This is a genomic window from Streptomyces sp. 4N124 (assembly GCF_052245395.1).
Classification (GTDB): domain Bacteria; phylum Actinomycetota; class Actinomycetes; order Streptomycetales; family Streptomycetaceae; genus Streptomyces.
Window position 1 is genome coordinate 180,161 of the sequence record NZ_JBQQBS010000002.1, and the last position, 15,289, is coordinate 195,449.

Annotated in this window: 17 protein-coding genes; 5 read left to right on the plus strand and 12 right to left on the minus strand. The window is 70.4% G+C overall.

Going from position 1 to position 15,289, the window contains the following annotated elements:
• Positions 1 to 24: 24 nt before the first annotated feature.
• From ACTWQO_RS02880 to ACTWQO_RS02895, 4 genes are all read right to left on the minus strand, one after another.
• On the minus strand, positions 25 to 600 hold the full coding sequence (locus tag ACTWQO_RS02880; protein WP_443235581.1) for an FABP family protein: 576 nt from the start codon (positions 598 to 600) through the stop codon (positions 25 to 27).
• A gap of 226 nt (positions 601 to 826) precedes the next feature.
• Positions 827 to 1,723 (minus strand): hypothetical protein, encoded by an 897-nt coding sequence (locus tag ACTWQO_RS02885; protein ID WP_443235582.1) that lies wholly within the window; start codon positions 1,721 to 1,723, stop codon positions 827 to 829.
• Positions 1,720 to 2,577, minus strand: a complete 858-nt coding sequence (locus tag ACTWQO_RS02890; RefSeq protein ID WP_443235583.1) for a hypothetical protein — start codon at positions 2,575 to 2,577, stop codon at positions 1,720 to 1,722. Before ACTWQO_RS02890 ends, ACTWQO_RS02885 begins: the two co-directional genes overlap by 4 nt.
• Positions 2,574 to 3,320, minus strand: coding sequence for a hypothetical protein (locus ACTWQO_RS02895; protein ID WP_443235584.1), 747 nt, complete (start codon positions 3,318 to 3,320; stop codon positions 2,574 to 2,576). The genes ACTWQO_RS02890 and ACTWQO_RS02895 overlap by 4 nt, the downstream gene beginning before the upstream one ends.
• Positions 3,321 to 3,420: 100 nt before the next feature.
• On the opposite strand from ACTWQO_RS02895, the gene ACTWQO_RS02900 reads away from it, so the two are divergent.
• On the plus strand, positions 3,421 to 3,783 hold the full coding sequence (locus ACTWQO_RS02900) for a DsrE family protein (RefSeq protein ID WP_004000117.1): 363 nt from the start codon (positions 3,421 to 3,423) through the stop codon (positions 3,781 to 3,783).
• A 233-nt stretch (positions 3,784 to 4,016) separates the two neighbouring features.
• Here the strand turns inward: ACTWQO_RS02900 and ACTWQO_RS02905 are convergent, their stop codons facing one another.
• Positions 4,017 to 4,841, minus strand: a complete 825-nt coding sequence (locus tag ACTWQO_RS02905; RefSeq protein WP_443235585.1) for a purine-nucleoside phosphorylase — start codon at positions 4,839 to 4,841, stop codon at positions 4,017 to 4,019.
• A 129-nt stretch (positions 4,842 to 4,970) separates the two neighbouring features.
• Positions 4,971 to 5,408: a gamma-glutamylcyclotransferase gene (locus ACTWQO_RS02910; RefSeq protein WP_443235586.1), complete on the minus strand. Its 438-nt coding sequence runs from the start codon at positions 5,406 to 5,408 to the stop codon at positions 4,971 to 4,973.
• Positions 5,409 to 5,505: 97 nt separating this feature from the next.
• Between ACTWQO_RS02910 and ACTWQO_RS02915 the strand changes: the two genes are divergently transcribed.
• Both ACTWQO_RS02915 and ACTWQO_RS02920 read left to right on the plus strand, forming a co-directional pair.
• On the plus strand, positions 5,506 to 6,954 hold the full coding sequence (locus ACTWQO_RS02915) for an NAD(P)H-quinone dehydrogenase (protein WP_443235587.1): 1,449 nt from the start codon (positions 5,506 to 5,508) through the stop codon (positions 6,952 to 6,954).
• A gap of 166 nt (positions 6,955 to 7,120) precedes the next feature.
• Positions 7,121 to 8,083 (plus strand): DeoR/GlpR family DNA-binding transcription regulator, encoded by a 963-nt coding sequence (locus ACTWQO_RS02920; RefSeq protein WP_443235588.1) that lies wholly within the window; start codon positions 7,121 to 7,123, stop codon positions 8,081 to 8,083.
• Here ACTWQO_RS02920 and ACTWQO_RS02925 read toward each other — a convergent pair.
• Complete coding sequence (locus tag ACTWQO_RS02925; RefSeq protein WP_443235749.1) at positions 8,080 to 8,712, minus strand: TetR/AcrR family transcriptional regulator; 633 nt, start codon at positions 8,710 to 8,712, stop codon at positions 8,080 to 8,082. The two genes, ACTWQO_RS02920 and ACTWQO_RS02925, sit on opposite strands and share 4 nt — an antisense overlap.
• A gap of 164 nt (positions 8,713 to 8,876) precedes the next feature.
• The gene (locus ACTWQO_RS02930) at positions 8,877 to 10,649 is read right to left on the minus strand and encodes an acetyl/propionyl/methylcrotonyl-CoA carboxylase subunit alpha (protein ID WP_443235589.1); all 1,773 of its coding nucleotides are present in this window, start codon (positions 10,647 to 10,649) and stop codon (positions 8,877 to 8,879) included.
• Positions 10,650 to 11,013: 364 nt separating this feature from the next.
• Between ACTWQO_RS02930 and ACTWQO_RS02935 the strand changes: the two genes are divergently transcribed.
• Positions 11,014 to 11,493 carry a hypothetical protein gene (locus ACTWQO_RS02935; protein ID WP_443235590.1) on the plus strand — a complete coding sequence of 160 codons (480 nt, stop codon included), beginning with the start codon at positions 11,014 to 11,016 and terminating at the stop codon, positions 11,491 to 11,493.
• On the opposite strand, the gene ACTWQO_RS02940 is transcribed toward ACTWQO_RS02935, so the two are convergent.
• The 4 genes from ACTWQO_RS02940 to ACTWQO_RS02955 form a co-directional block, all read right to left on the minus strand.
• The gene (locus tag ACTWQO_RS02940) at positions 11,462 to 12,082 is read right to left on the minus strand and encodes a Maf family protein (RefSeq protein WP_443235591.1); all 621 of its coding nucleotides are present in this window, start codon (positions 12,080 to 12,082) and stop codon (positions 11,462 to 11,464) included. The genes ACTWQO_RS02935 and ACTWQO_RS02940 overlap by 32 nt on opposite strands.
• 31 nt (positions 12,083 to 12,113) lie before the next feature.
• Positions 12,114 to 12,242: a morphogenic membrane protein MmpB gene (gene mmpB / locus ACTWQO_RS02945; RefSeq protein WP_443235592.1), complete on the minus strand. Its 129-nt coding sequence runs from the start codon at positions 12,240 to 12,242 to the stop codon at positions 12,114 to 12,116.
• A gap of 130 nt (positions 12,243 to 12,372) precedes the next feature.
• Complete coding sequence (locus ACTWQO_RS02950; RefSeq protein ID WP_443235593.1) at positions 12,373 to 12,585, minus strand: acyl-CoA carboxylase epsilon subunit; 213 nt, start codon at positions 12,583 to 12,585, stop codon at positions 12,373 to 12,375.
• An 8-nt stretch (positions 12,586 to 12,593) separates the two neighbouring features.
• Positions 12,594 to 14,213 (minus strand): acyl-CoA carboxylase subunit beta, encoded by a 1,620-nt coding sequence (locus tag ACTWQO_RS02955; RefSeq protein WP_328358059.1) that lies wholly within the window; start codon positions 14,211 to 14,213, stop codon positions 12,594 to 12,596.
• A gap of 110 nt (positions 14,214 to 14,323) precedes the next feature.
• Between ACTWQO_RS02955 and ACTWQO_RS02960 the strand changes: the two genes are divergently transcribed.
• Positions 14,324 to 15,193 carry a biotin--[acetyl-CoA-carboxylase] ligase gene (locus ACTWQO_RS02960; RefSeq protein ID WP_443235594.1) on the plus strand — a complete coding sequence of 290 codons (870 nt, stop codon included), beginning with the start codon at positions 14,324 to 14,326 and terminating at the stop codon, positions 15,191 to 15,193.
• Positions 15,194 to 15,289: the final 96 nt, after the last annotated feature.

Sequence of the window (15,289 nt, forward strand, 5' to 3'; positions counted from 1 at the left end):
GTCTAGAGCCACTTCGGAAGAGGCCTACTTGAAGAAGGCGATCCCGTCGTCAGGCATGTCGTCCGGGAGGGCCTTGGCCCAGCGCTCGACGTCCTCCGGGGTGACGACCTTCTTCAGATGCGCCGACATGTACGGTCGCAGCTCGACCTCGGGGGTCTGCTTCTCGCCGACCCACATGAGGTCGCTCTTCACATAGCCGTAGAGGCGCTTGCCACCGGTGTACGGGCGGGAGGCGCCGGTCCGTGCCACCGCGTCCGTCACGAGGTCGATCTGGGGCTTCTTGGCGGCCAGGTCGCCGTACCAGATCTCGACGACGCCGTCGTCGCGGACCATCGTGACCTCGACCTTGCGGTCGGCGTCGATACGCCAGTAGCCGCTCTCGGACTCCAGCGGACGGACCTTGTTCCCGTCGTTGTCCAGCACCCAGGTGTGGGACCGGTACTCCAGGAAGTCCCGGCCGTCATGGCTGAAGGAGACCTCCTGGCCGAAGTTGCACTTCTCGGCGCCGGGGAAGTCGTGCACGCCTGCGCCGGCCCAGTCGCCGAGCAGGAAGGCAAGGGGGACCAGGTCCTTGTGGAGGTCGGACGGGATCTCGATCATGAGCGGGGCAATTCCTCGGTGGGGGTCAGCGCTGGCCCTGGTACAGCTTCTTCACGGTCAGCCCGGCGAAGGCGAGAACGCCGACGCAGACAAGGGCCAGCAGGACTTCGAAGAAGATCTCCACGGAATGCTCCTCGGTGAGCGAGAGTACGCGTTGCACAAGACCGGGCCCCAGCTTACGCGGCCGGGGCCCGGCGCTCTCCGCGAGGTACGCCCCTCGCGGGGGTCACCCGAGCAGCTGGCTCTGCAGGATCACCGTCTGCTGGAACGGAACCGCCTCGGCCGCGCCCTTCCGGGACTGGACGATCACGGCGAGGACGTCACCCGCGGCCAGGTACGCGTGCCGGACGTGCTCGGCGCCGTACGGCTTCGTCTCCACGTACACCGAGCGCTGGATCTGGTCGACCGGGGCCGCCTGCGGGAAGTCCTCGTCGAAGATCGACGCCCCGACGCCGCGCAACAGACGGTTGGGGCCGCTGGACGGGGCGGTGGTCGTGAACAGCTCGTCCACCACGGCCGCGGTGTCGAACTGGAGAAGGTGGATCCGCGTGTGCGTGCCGTCGCCGGTGGTCCAGCCGCGGGCCGCGATGTGCCTGAGGCCGTTGTCGGTCAGCTCCTGCGCGAACTCCTCGCGCTCCACCTTCTCGTACGCCGCCAGGAAGTCCTTCGTCGCCAGCCAGCCGTCCTCGCCGCGCAGCGCCTTGTCCTCCGTGGCGCCCGTGGGCGCGGGCAGCACGAGGGCCCGCAGATCGGCGTGGTGCGCGCCGGCCTTGTTGGCCTCGGCGAAGGGCCCGGGGCTGCCGGAGGGCAGCGGCGGTTTCGCCAGCTGCGGGTAGTCCCACCGGCCGTCCGACTCCGTCGCCAGTCCCGGTACGTCCGTCCGCTCCATCCGCGTGATCCCGTACGCCGCCGACGCCCCGACCGCCGCGAAGACCGCCACGGCGGCGGTCCAGCGCAGTACGGCACGCAGGATCCGGCGGTCCTTGGGCGCGGGGGGTACCGGGGGCGGGCCGTAGGGCTGGAGCGGGGTGAGGGGCGGGGCCGCGGGGGGCGGCGGGGGCAGGAGGGGCTGCGGCCGCTCCTGGGACTGAGTCGGTTCCGTGGTCCGGGGCTGCTCGGTCATACCGCCTCCCCCGGTTCGGCGATGCGGTCGAGCTGCTCGGCGAGGAGCATCGCGACTCCCTTGGTGTCGAGTGGCTTGACGCCGTCGGCGGTGGCGGTGACCAGGACGTCGCCCTGGTAGGCGGAGCAGTACATGGTGTCGAGGTCCGTGTCGTCGTCCTCGGGCGGCAGGAAGCACTGGGCGTTCTTGTGGCCCTTGACCTCGGGGCCCTTGCGGAAGATGTCCAGGGCGTCGAGGAACTCGTTCTGGTACGTGGCCAGGTCCCGCACGGCCGCCCGGCTCTCCATCTGCGCCAGCACGATGCTCACCGCGTAGATGTGGTCGTTCTCGCTGAGGACGTAGGGCTCCTGGTTGAGGTAGCTGCGCATCGCCATGCCCTTGACGCGCTGCCGGTCGATCTCCTTCTCCAGCTGCCTGCGCTGGGTGCGGGGCAGGTCGGCGAGCGACTCCTTGCGCAGGGCGGTCGCCTGGGCGCCGCTGAGCTCGGCGTCGGAGCCGAACTCGCCGAGGTCGGGGCCGCGGGTCCAGCCGTCGGTGCCGTACGGCACGAGCAGACCGGCGAGCCCCTTGGCGGTGGCCGCCTTCGCGTCCTCGGCCGTGGTCTTCGGGAACGTCCAGACGGGGGCGCCGGCGGCACGGTCGGCGTCGTTCACGGTCACCGCGGTGTAGCCGACGCCGGTGACGAGGGCACCGGCCACGACGAGGGAGCCGGTCACTGCGGCGATACGGCGCCGGAGGACGGGCTTCCTGGCGGGCGGCGGTACGAAGACGGGTGCCGGCACGGAGACCTCGCCGGGCGGGCCGGACTGGCCGGTCGGCGCGCTCGGCACCGGCTCGTTCTGGTTCTCGGTCACAGCCGCTCCATCTGCCGCTTTGCGAGGTCCATGATCTTCTTCTTGCTGATCGGCTCGGCGCCGTAGACCCAGATCTCCATGGCGATGTCGCCGCGCCAGGCGTGGGCCTCCGCGCTGTACACCGGCAGGTAACCGGCCTCGCGCTCGGGCTCGGTGTGGACGTACGCCATGCCGTTCCCGGTGCCGGGGAGGGTCCAGCTCTCGGTGGCGCCCTCGGCGTCCGCCCAGTGCCGGCTGTTGTCCACCGAGCCGGCGGCCGCGAGGGCCTCCTCCTGGCGGAACTGGACCAGCCGGATCTCCAGCGTGGTCGTACCGGACTCCCAGCCGGTGACGGCCGCCCGGCGGAACTCGTCGCCGATGAGGTCGCCGAACATCCGGTCCGGCTTCTCGTAGGTGTCGGCGTAGGCGGCCAGGTCCATCCAGCCGTCGTCGGGCAGCCAGTCGGCGTCCTGCGCGCCGGCCGGCTTCTTCAGCAGCAGCTTGCGCAGGTCGCCGTCGGTCTTCGCCCGGCGGTCCTGGGCGGCGGACAGCGGCTCGGGTGCCTCGCCCTTCGCCTGCGGCAGCGTCGGCTGGGAGAGCGAGGGCAGCTTCGTCGGCTCGCGGTAGGCCTGTACGAGGTAGCCGGCGCAGGTACCGGCGACCAGGCCGAGGGCGGCGGCGCCGGCGATCAGCAGGGCCGTACGGCCGCGGCGGCGGGGCCGGGGTCCGATCCGGGTGTCGGCCACTTCTTCAGGTACTTCCAAGACGTCCCCCCACAGAACGTAAGTGCGCATTCCGTATGCGCGCTCACAGGGACTCTTGGTCAGCGGACGGAGTTGTAAGGGAGTTGATTACGATTCGGGCATGGCGAAGAAGCTCGTGATCAAGGTGACGGCGGGGGCCGATGCTCCCGAGCGGTGCTCGCAGGCGTTCACGGTGGCGGCGGTGGCCGTCGCCAGCGGTGTCGAGGTCTCCCTCTGGCTGACCGGGGAATCCGCGTGGTTCGCCCTTCCCGGCCGCGCCGCCGAGTTCGAACTCCCCCATGCCGCCCCGCTCCCCGACCTCCTCGACTCCCTCCTCGCGGGCGGCCGCGTCACCCTGTGCACACAGTGCGCCGCCCGCCGGGACATCACGGAGAAGGACGTCATCGAGGGCGTGCGGATCGCGGGGGCGCAGGTGTTCGTACAGGAGGCGTTGGGGGACGAGACACAGGCGCTGGTGTACTGACCCGCATTGTTCTCGCCCCCGCCGCCCCTACCCGTCCCATCCTGAAGGGGCTCCGCCCCTTCGACCCCGCCAGGGGGCTCCGCCCCCTGGACCCCCGCTCCTCAAACGCCGGAGGGGCTGACTTACCCAGCCCGTCCGGCGTTTGAGGACGAGGCCGTTCAGGCCGAAGCGGGGGTCTGGGGGCGCAGCCCCCAGGGATGGGACGGGTAGGGGCGGCGGGGGCGAAAACCGCCTTACAGCCGGCCCAGCACCTGTGCCAGCAGCGACCCCATCTGTGTCGCGCTGTCCCTTCCCGCCTGCAGAACCTCCTCGTGGTTCAGCGGCTCCCCCGTCATACCCGCCGCGAGGTTCGTCACGAGCGAGATGCCCAGCACCTCGGCACCGGCCTCACGCGCCGCGATGGCCTCCAGCACCGTCGACATGCCCACCAGGTCCGCGCCGATGACCCGGGCCATACGGATCTCCGCCGGAGTCTCGTAGTGCGGTCCGGGGAACTGGGCGTAGACGCCCTCTTCCAGCGTGGGGTCGATCTCCTTGCACAGGGCGCGCAGGCGCGGCGAGTACAGATCGGTGAGGTCGACGAAGTTCGCGCCGACGATCGGGGAGGTCGCGGTGAGGTTGATGTGGTCGCTGATGAGGACCGGCTGCCCGGGCCGCATGCCCTCGCGCAGACCGCCGCAGCCGTTGGTGAGGACGACCGTCTTGCTGCCGGCCGCCACCGCCGTACGGACGCCGTGCGCGACGGCGGCCACGCCCCGGCCCTCGTAGTAGTGCGTACGCCCAAGGAAGACCAGCGTCCGCTTGTGCCCGATCTTGTACGAGCGGACCTTGCCGCCGTGGCCCTCCACCGCCGGCGGCGGGAAGCCGGGCAGCTCGGTGACCTGGAACTCGGCGTCGGGTACGCCGAGGGCGTCCACGGCCGGTGCCCAGCCGGAGCCCATCACCAGGGCGACGTCGTGGGTCTCGGCGCCGGTGAGCTCGCGCAGCCGCGCGGCGGCGGCGTCAGCGGCGGCGTAGGGGTCGTCCTGGATGTCGTCCGGAAGAAGAGATGCGTTCACGCGCATGAGGGTAGCCGGTCCGGGCCTACGCGCGTAGATGACAGAGCTCACGGGATGGCGATCGTTGTCTTGTTGTTTCCGACGAAGTCGGCCGCGGCGAGGCGGTCGGTGAGGTGCTCGGCCAGGCGCTCAGCAGGGCCGCTTGCGCAGCTCCATCACATAGTCGTGCGGCGCCCCGGCCGACTCGGCGGCGTCGGCGATCTCGCCCAGATAGCGGGCCGACGGCAGGCCGCCCTCGTAGCCGTTCAGGACGTACACCCAGGCCGGCTCCTCGCCGTCCAGCGTGACCACGCGCACGCGGGCCCGGCGGTAGACGCCGAGGCCGACGCCCACCCAGCGGTCCAGGGACTCCTCGTCCATCGGCGCGATCTCGTACAGCGCCACGAAGACCTGCTCCATGGGGTCCTCGACGATGGTCGCGAGCGCGCCTTCCCAGCCCATCTGCTCGCCGCCGAAGGTCAGCCGCCACCCGTTCAGCCAGCCGGTGGCGCGCATCGGCGAGTACGGTGCGCGGCGGGTCATCAACCGCGCGTCGAGATTGCCGGCGTAGGCGGCGTAGAGCGACATGGGTCGAGCGTACGGCAGCCGCATCGGCCGCCCCTCCCGTAACAGTGGTATCTCGGGCGGCCCCCCAGGGCAGGACCACCCTCAAGCGTGCGGGACAATGGAGTACGTGACTCGGATCGTGATCATCGGTGGCGGACCCGGCGGATATGAAGCGGCGCTGGTGGCCGCGCAGCTCGGCGCGGAGGTGACCGTCGTCGACTGCGACGGTCTGGGCGGCGCGTCGGTGCTCACCGACTGCGTGCCGTCGAAGACCCTGATCGCCACGGCCGAGGTGATGACCACCTTCGACTCCTCGTACGAAGAACTGGGCATCATCGTCGCCGACGACACCCCGCACATCGACACGCCCGCCCAGGTCGTCGGCGTCGACCTCGGCAAGGTCAACCGGCGTGTCAAGCGCCTCGCGCTCGCCCAGTCGCACGACATCACCGCCTCCGTGACCCGGGCCGGCGCACGCGTCCTGCGCGGGCGCGGACGGCTGGAGGGCATGCAGGCCCTCGACGGTTCGCGGAAGGTCGTCGTACGGGCCGCCGACGGGACCGAGGAGACGCTCACCGCAGACGCCGTCCTGATCGCCACCGGCGGTCACCCGCGCGAGCTGCCCGACGCGCAGCCCGACGGCGAGCGCATCCTCAACTGGACCCAGGTCTACGACCTCGACGAGCTGCCCGAGGAGCTCATCGTGGTCGGTTCCGGTGTCACCGGCGCCGAGTTCGCCGGCGCCTACCAGGCCCTCGGCTCCAAGGTCACCCTCGTCTCCTCCCGCGACCGCGTGCTGCCGGGTGAGGACTCGGACGCCGCCGTCGTCCTCGAGGACGTCTTCCGCCGCCGCGGCATGAACGTCATGGCCCGCTCCCGCGCCGCCTCCGCCAAGCGCGTCGGGGACCGGGTGGAGGTGACGCTCTCCGACGGCCGGGTGATCACCGGATCGCACTGTCTGATGGCCGTCGGTGCCATTCCGAACTCCGCGGGCATGGGCCTGGAGGAGGCGGGCGTGAAGGTCAAGGAGTCCGGTCACATCTGGACCGACAGGGTCTCCCGTACGACCGCCCCGGGCGTGTACGCCGCCGGTGACGTGACCGGCGTCTTCGCCCTCGCCTCCGTCGCCGCCATGCAGGGCCGCATCGCCATGTACCACTTCCTCGGCGACGCGGTGGCCCCGCTGAATCTGAAGACGGTCTCGTCCAACGTCTTCACCGACCCCGAGATCGCCACCGTCGGCTACTCCCAGGCCGACGTCGACGGCGGCAAGATCGACGCCGTCGCCGTCAAGCTGCCGCTGCTGCGCAACCCGCGCGCCAAGATGCAGGGCATCCGCGACGGCTTCGTCAAGCTCTTCTGCCGCCCGGGCACCGGCATCGTGGTGGGCGGTGTGGTCGTCGCGCCGCGCGCCTCGGAACTGATCCATCCCATCTCGATCGCCGTCGACAACAATCTGACGGTCGAACAGATCGCGAACGCGTTCACCGTGTACCCCTCCCTTTCGGGGTCGATCGCCGAGGTGGCCCGCCAGCTCCACACCCGCAAGACGAACGGCGACGCCTGACGGCTTGAACCGACTCCCCGCTGGTCACGGGGAGTTGTCGAGCATTCGTACGGCATAGTCGGCGGGACTAGGCCCTATACCACTTCCCGCCTTCCTGTGCGAACAACTTCTGTTATTCGGCGCAAACTGCTGAAAGCAGACGGTCGTTGGGGTTACTGTCAGTTTCGTGTTCGCTGCAGAACGTCGCCAATTGATCCTCGAAATGGTGCGAGCGAACGGGGCCGTGTCGCTCCGTGAGCTCGCCCGCGTCGTCCAGACCTCCGAAGTGACCGTACGGCGGGACGTGCGCGCACTGGAGGCAGAAGGACTCCTCGACCGCCGGCATGGCGGTGCGGTATTGCCGGGCGGGTTCACGCGAGAGTCCGGCTTTCCGCAGAAATCACATCTCGCGACCGCCGAGAAGACGGCCATCGCCGATCTCGCCGCGAACCTCGTCGAAGAGGGCGAGGCCATCGTGGTCGGGGCGGGTACCACCACACAGGAGCTGGCCCGCCGGCTCGCCCGGGTCCCCGGACTCACCGTCGTCACCAACTCCCTCCTGGTGGCCCAGGCGTTGGCCCATGCCAACCGGGTGGAGGTCGTGATGACCGGCGGAACCCTGCGTGGCTCCAACTACGCGTTGGTGGGCAGCGGCGCCGAGCAGTCCTTGCAGGGGCTGCGGGTGTCGCGGGCGTTCCTCTCCGGGAGCGGGCTCACCGCGGAGCGCGGGCTGTCCACGTCCAACATGCTGTCGGCGTCCGTGGACCGGGCGCTGGTGCAGGCGGCGGCGGAGGTCGTCGTCCTCGCCGATCACACGAAGCTCGGTACGGACACGATGTTCCAGACCGTGCCCACGGATGTGATCACCCGGCTGGTGACGGATGAGCCGCCCGCGCATGACGACCGTGCGGCCACGGAGTTGCAGGCGCTTGCCGACCAGGGCGTGCAGATCGCTGTCGCGGGGGCGTCGGGAAACGCGGGGGGCGGTGAGCCGGCGTCGGCGCCAGCGCGTCAGCAGCGTCGGGATGTGCCGCTCCCTGGGCCGCGCCGGGGTGTTCCCAACGGGGGGCAGGGTCTGCGTACGGCCACGGTGTTGGGTGAAGCGGGGGCCGAGCAGCGGGCGCGGGTTGCGGATATGCGGCGGCGTTAGGGGCGCCTGATCGCCGTAGGGCTTGCGGTTGTTTCGCGGCTGCGGGTGTGTGGGGGTTGTTCGCGCAGTTCCCCGCGCCCCTGGGTGGGTTTCAGTCCCCTCAGTGTCAAGTGCAGCAATCGGTCGGCCAAGTTCGGGTCTGTCGGGGTCTCTTCCGCTGCCAGTGCGATCGCGTGAGTCAGTTGGAGGAGGTCGTCGATCGCCACGTCGTCGCGTACCGCGCCTGCCTCCTGGGCCCGGGTCAGCAAGGCCTGTCCTGCCTTTCGCATCGGGTCGCTGCACCGGGCCAGGGCCGAGGTGTGGTCGTGGGAGACGGACATCAACGCCTTTGCCAGGCCTCGGTACTCGCCGGCGTGGGTGACGATCTCGCGTAGCCAGGTGACCAGAGCCGTACAGGGATCCGGGGCGCCCAGCAACTCGCGGGCCCGCGCCAGCAGGTCGCTCACGCCGTCCTCGAAGACCGCGCTCAGCAGGGCGTGGCGGTTGGGGAAGTGGCGGTAGAGGGTGCCGATGCCGACGCCGGCCCGGCGGGCGACGTCTTCCAGGGAGGCGTCGGTGCCGTGGGCGGCGAAGGCGGAGCGGGCCTCGGTGAGCAGGCGGTCGTAGTTGCGGCGGGCGTCGGCGCGCATGGGGCGCTGCGGGGTCGTCTCCTGTGAGGTCGCGGCCGCCATGGCTTCCACCTGTCCTCTCGTCCGCCCGCCCGGGCGTCTCTCCAGAATGCCATCGGGACATGAGTGCGCCCGGCGGGGCGACCGCTGTGGTCTCCGCCGGGCGCTTCAGGATGTCGTACGACTCAGTCCTTGATCTCGCAGATCACGGCGCCGGAGGTGATGGACGCGCCGACCTCGGCGGACAGGCCCTTGATGGTGCCGGTCTTGTGGGCGTTGAGGGGCTGTTCCATCTTCATGGCCTCCAGGACGACGACCAGGTCGCCCTCCTTGACCTCCTGGCCCTCCTCGACGGCGATCTTGACGATGGTGCCCTGCATCGGGGAGGCAAGGGTGTCGCCGGAGGCCACGGGGCCGGACTTCTTGGCCGCGCGGCGCTTGGGCTTGGCGCCCGCCGCGAGGCCGGTGCGGGCCAGGGACATGCCCAGGGAGGAGGGGAGAGAGACCTCCAGGCGCTTGCCGCCGACCTCGACGACCACCGTCTCGCGGCCCGGCTCCTCGTCCGTGTCCACGTCGGCGGGGGCGGCGAAGGGCTTGATCTCGTTGACGAACTCGGTCTCGATCCAGCGGGTGTGGACCGTGAACGGTTCCTGGCTGCCGGTGAGTTCGGGCGCGAACGCCGGGTCCTTCACCACCGCGCGGTGGAACGGGATGGCGGTCGCCATGCCCTCGACCTGGAACTCCTCCAGCGCACGGGAGGCCCGCTGGAGGGCCTGCTCGCGGGTGGCGCCGGTGACGATCAGCTTGGCGAGCAGCGAGTCCCAGGCCGGGCCGATGACCGAACCGGACTCGACGCCCGCGTCCAGGCGGACGCCCGGACCGGCCGGCGGGTCGAACCTGGTGACCGTGCCCGGCGCCGGGAGGAAGTTGCGGCCCGGGTCCTCGCCGTTGATGCGGAACTCGAAGGAATGGCCGCGCAGCTGCGGGTCACCGTAGCCGAGGGCCTCGCCATCGGCGATGCGGAACATCTCGCGCACCAGGTCGATGCCGGTGACCTCCTCGGTGACCGGGTGCTCGACCTGGAGCCGGGTGTTGACCTCCAGGAAGGAGATCGTGCCGTCCACGCCGACGAGGAACTCCACGGTGCCCGCGCCGACGTACCCGGCCTCCTTCAGGATGGCCTTGGAGGCGCGGTACAGCTCGGCGTTCTGCGCCTCGGAGAGGAACGGCGCCGGGGCCTCCTCCACGAGCTTCTGGTGCCGGCGCTGCAGCGAGCAGTCACGGGTCGATACGACGACCACGTTGCCGTGGGTGTCGGCCAGGCACTGCGTCTCCACGTGCCGCGGCTTGTCCAGGTACCGCTCGACGAAGCACTCGCCGCGCCCGAACGCGGCGACGGCCTCGCGGACCGCCGACTCGTACAGCTCGGGCACCTCTTCGAGCGTCCGCGCGACCTTCAGACCGCGACCGCCGCCACCGAAGGCGGCCTTGATCGCGATCGGCAGGCCGTGTTCCTGGGCGAAGGCGACGACCTCGTCGGCGCCCGAGACCGGGTCGGGCGTACCGGCGACCAGCGGGGCGCCGGCGCGCTGGGCGATGTGCCGGGCGGCGACCTTGTCGCCGAGGTCCCGGATGGCCTGCGGCGGCGGGCCGATCCAGATCAGGTCCGCGTCCAGGACCGCCTGCGCGAACTCGGCGTTCTCGGAAAGGAAGCCGTATCCGGGGTGGATCGCGTCCGCGCCGGACTCCCGGGCGGCGTTCAGGACCTTCTCGATGTCCAGGTAACTGGTCGCCGGGGTGTCACCGCCCAGGGCGAACGCCTCATCCGCGGCGCGGACATGCAGAGCGTCCCGGTCCGGGTCGGCGTATACGGCCACGCTCGCGATACCGGCATCCCGGCAGGCCCGGGCCACGCGGACAGCGATTTCGCCACGGTTGGCGATGAGCACCTTGCGCACGATTGAGGCTCCCTCCTTGAAACAAGCCGAGTTTAGGGACTGCCGACACGGCACTTCGACCCGTCCCCAATGGTGAGCTTGCCCACACGGAGCGTGAATCGAGGCTCGCTCGACCTGTGAAATCCCTTGTCGCACCTCGGTACGCAGGACTCCTCCGGGAAACCCTAGCCCCCCGATGTGGCCAAGGTCTCTGTGAGAGCGTGCTGCGCCCCACTCTGTTTCTTTGTGGAGTCCCTACGAATGGCCCAATGATTCTTTGCCCTCCGCCGAACCCTTGTCCCGGGGTTTACCCGTTAGTAGCGTTCACGGTGTATCGAACGTACTTGGGGTAACCAGGGCTCGGCTTGAGAGTGGGTGGGGACCGGTGGTGCGCAGACCGGTGGCATGGGTCGTGGCGGTCGTGCTCTTCGTGGAGGCGCTCTTCATCGCCGGGCTGAACTGGTTCCTGGGGGTCGTCGTCGACCGCCAGGACATGTCGCTGGCGGGCCTCGACCCGGACATGATGTCGGTGTCCTCGAAGGTCGGCGGCGTGGTCTTCGGCCTCTACTTCGCCTTCTGCGGACTGGTCGCCCTGCTCGTGGCCCTGCGCGACCGCCGCCCCGCCGGCTTCGGCCGCGTCCTGCTGATCAGCGGCGCCGTGGTGCACGGCCTGCTGGGCGCCTTCGCCTGGGGCCTGGTGGGCTGGCCGGCGTTCCTGTTCATGGTCCTGGTGCTCGGACTCATCGTGCTGCTGCTGATGACGTACGACGCGGAGGAGCGGCCCGCCGCCCAGGAGCCCGAGGACAGCAGGCCCGGCGACGGCGGCTCCCCGGTCAGTCCTCCGCCGGCGCCCACAACTCCGTGATCCGCACGCCGAGTTCGGCGAGCAGGCGGCGTACGAGGGGCAGGCTGATGCCGATCACATTGCCGTGGTCGCCGTCGATGCCGTCGATGAACGGCGCCGAACGGCCGTCGAGCGTGAACGCCCCGGCGACATAGAGGGGTTCGCCCGAGGCGACGTACGCGGCGATCTCCTCGTCGGTCGGCTCGCCGAAGCGGACGACGGTGGAGGCGACGCCGGAGACGTACCGGCCGGTGGCCGTGTCGTAGATGCAGTGCCCGGTCTGCAGCGTGCCCGCACGGCCGCGCATCGACTTCCAGCGGGCGGTGGCCTCCTCGGCGTCGGCGGGCTTGCCGAGCGCCTGCCCGTCCAGCTCGAGGATCGAGTCGCAGCCGATCACCAGCGCGCCTTTGACCTCCGGTTTCGCGGCGACGACGGAGGCCTTGGCCTCGGCGAGGGCGAGGGCCAGCTCGGCGGGGGTGGGGGCGGTGACGGCGTCCTCGTCCACGCCGCTCACGATCACTTCGGGGTCCAGGCCTGCCTGCCGGAGGAGGTTCAGGCGGGCGGGGGACTGGGAGGCGAGGACGAGGGTGCGGCGCGGCTGAACGGTCATGCGGTCAGGGTATCGATGGTGCCCGTGGGGCTCACCCCAGGCCGATCACGAACATCGCCAGGATCATGGCCAGGGCCATGAGAACGCCGAGCCGCCGCAACATGGTCTGCATTTCACGCAGTTCTTCCGGCGGCTCGTTCTCAGGGTCGGACCACAGCATGGCACTAGCGTGCGGCTGGGCGGTGGAGGGGCGCCTGAGTATGCGTACTCAAGTTGGTGCCCCGGTTCCGGTACTGTGCGCCCACGCGGCGGAGCCGCAAATTGATACAGCCCCGCGCCCCTGAAGACCTTCAGCTGGGCCAGTACGTACGTGCCCAAGTTGTCGGGCCGGGCTGCGGCACGCGGCGGGCCGCGAGCCTTGCCGGGTCCGACCAGGAGTCCCTTGGGCCCGTTGCTGCGCCGGGCGGCTCTGTTGCTGCCGCCGCGGCGTGGGCTCGGACTACCGCCAGGGCGGCGGCGAGTTCCTCCGGGGTGGGGTTGCCCCGTACGACCTTGATCGTCATGGCGGCTCCTAGAGGGGGATGTTGCCGTGCTTCTTCGGGGGCAGGGATTCCCGCTTGGTGCGCAGCTGACGCAGGCCGCGTACGACGTGGCGGCGGGTCTCGGACGGCATGATCACGGCGTCGACGTAGCCGCGTTCGGCCGCGATGTAGGGGTTGAGGAGGGCGTCCTCGTACTCCTGGATGACGCGGGCCCGGGTCGCCTCCGCGTCTCCGGCGGCCTCCGCCTCGGCGATCGTGCGGCGGTGCAGGATGTTGACGGCGCCCTGGGCGCCCATGACGGCGATCTGGGCGGTCGGCCAGGCGAGGTTGAGGTCGGCGCCCAGGTGCTTGGAGCCCATGACGTCGTAGGCGCCGCCGAAGGCCTTGCGGGTGATGACCGTGATCAGGGGGACGGTGGCCTCGGCGTAGGCGTAGATCAGCTTGGCGCCGCGGCGGATGATGCCGTCGTGCTCCTGGTCGACGCCCGGGAGGAAGCCGGGGACGTCGACGAAGGTGATGACCGGGACGTTGAAGGCGTCGCAGGTGCGGACGAAGCGGGCGGCCTTTTCGGAGGCCTTGATGTCCAGGCAACCCGCGAACTGCATCGGCTGGTTGGCCACGATGCCGACGGGGCGGCCCTCGACGCGGCCGTATCCGGTGAGGATGTTGGGGGCGTAGAGGGGCTGCGTCTCGAAGAACTCGGCGTCGTCCAGGATGTGCTCGATCACCGTGTGCATGTCGTACGGCTGGTTCGCGCTGTCGGGGACGAGCGTGTCCAGCTCGCGGTCCTCGTCGGTGAGGACGAGGTCCGCCTCCTCCGGGAAGGCCGGGGGTTCGCTGAGGTTGTTGGACGGCAGGTACGACAGCAGCTGCTTGATGTACTCGATCGCGTCCTTCTCGTCCCCGGCCATGTGGTGGGCCACGCCCGAGGTCGAGTTGTGGGTGCGGGCGCCGCCCAGCTCCTCGAAGCCGACGTCCTCGCCGGTGACCGTCTTGATGACGTCCGGGCCGGTGATGAACATGTGCGAGGTCTGGTCGACCATGATCGTGAAGTCGGTGATCGCGGGGGAGTAGACCGCGCCGCCCGCGCAGGGGCCCACGACCAGGCTGATCTGCGGGATCACGCCGGAGGCGTGCGTGTTCCGGCGGAAGATCTCGCCGTACGCCCCGAGGGAGGCCACGCCCTCCTGGATGCGGGCGCCGCCGGAGTCGTTGATGCCGATGACCGGGCAGCCGGTCTTCAGCGCGAAGTCCATGACCTTGACGATCTTCTGGCCGTAGACCTCGCCGAGGGCGCCGCCGAAGACGGTGAAGTCCTGCGAGAAGACGGCGACCGGGCGGCCGTCGACGGTGCCGTATCCGGTGACGACGCCGTCGCCGTACGGCCGGTTCTTGTCGAGGCCGAAGTTGGTGGAGCGGTGCCGGGCGAACTCGTCGAGTTCGACGAAGGACCCCTCGTCGAGCAGCAGCTCGATCCGCTCACGGGCCGTCAACTTGCCCTTGGCGTGCTGCTTTTCGACGGCGCGTGCGGAGCCGGCGTGCGTCGCTTCCTCGATGCGGCGCTGGAGATCCGCGAGCTTGCCCGCGGTGGTGTGGATGTCGATCCCTGAGGACTCTTGGATCTCGTGACGCTCTTCCGGCTCGGACATCGGGATGTGGCTCCCTGCCTGCTCAAAAGGGGGGACGGTTACTCATCCGTAGAGTAGTGGGGTGCCTACCAATCGGCAGTGCGGCGTTTACCACACCTAGGGTGGCTTGCATGACGCCGCGAGATGCAGCAGAGCCGAACGACAGCAGCAGGTGGTCCGACCTGGACCGGCCACCCCTCAACGCCACTGCCCTGCGCAAGGGTCTCGTGCGGGAGGGCGGGCTGTGGTCGGAAGTGACGGTCGTGCCGAGCACCGGCTCCACCAACTCCGACCTCGTGGCCCTGGCGAACGCGGGCAAGGCGGCCGAGGGGGCGGTCCTCGTCGCCGAGGAGCAGACGTCCGGGCGCGGGCGCCTCGACCGGCAGTGGACGGCACCGGCCCGCTCCGGCCTCTTCTTCTCCGTGCTGCTCACACCCACGGAGGTGCCCGTGGAGCGGTGGGGGTGGGTGCCGCTGCTCACCGGCGTCGCGGTGGCGTCCGGGCTGTCGCGGGCCGCAGGTGTCGATACGGCACTCAAATGGCCCAATGACCTGCTGCTGACTGTCGGTGGCGAGGAACGCAAGGCCGGCGGAATCCTGGCGGAGCGGGCGGGCGGTGACGGCGTGGTGGTCGGCGTCGGCATCAATGTCACCCTGCGCGAGGACGAGCTGCCCGTGCCGGGCGCGGGGTCGCTGGCGCTGGCGGGGGCCGTGACGACGGACCGGGACCCCTTGCTGCGGGCCGTGCTGCGGTCGCTGGAGGAGTGGTACGGGCGGTGGCGCTCGGCCGGGGGCGATCCGGGCGCGAGTGGGCTGCAGGAGACGTATGCGGCGGGCTGCGCGACATTGGGGAGGAGAGTGCGGGCCGAGCTGCCGGGCGATCGGTCGATCATCGGAGAGGCGGTGGCGATCGACGGGGACGGGCGGTTGGTGCTGGCGACGGGGGAGGGTGTGCAGGAGCCGGTGGGGGCGGGGGACATCGTTCACTTGCGAACGGCGTGAACGGTTCGGTGTGTGCGGTGCGTGTTGGTATGCGGTTGGTGTGCGGTGCTTCTCGGTGCCGGTCTGGGGGCGGCAGCCCCCAGCAGGAGCGGCACC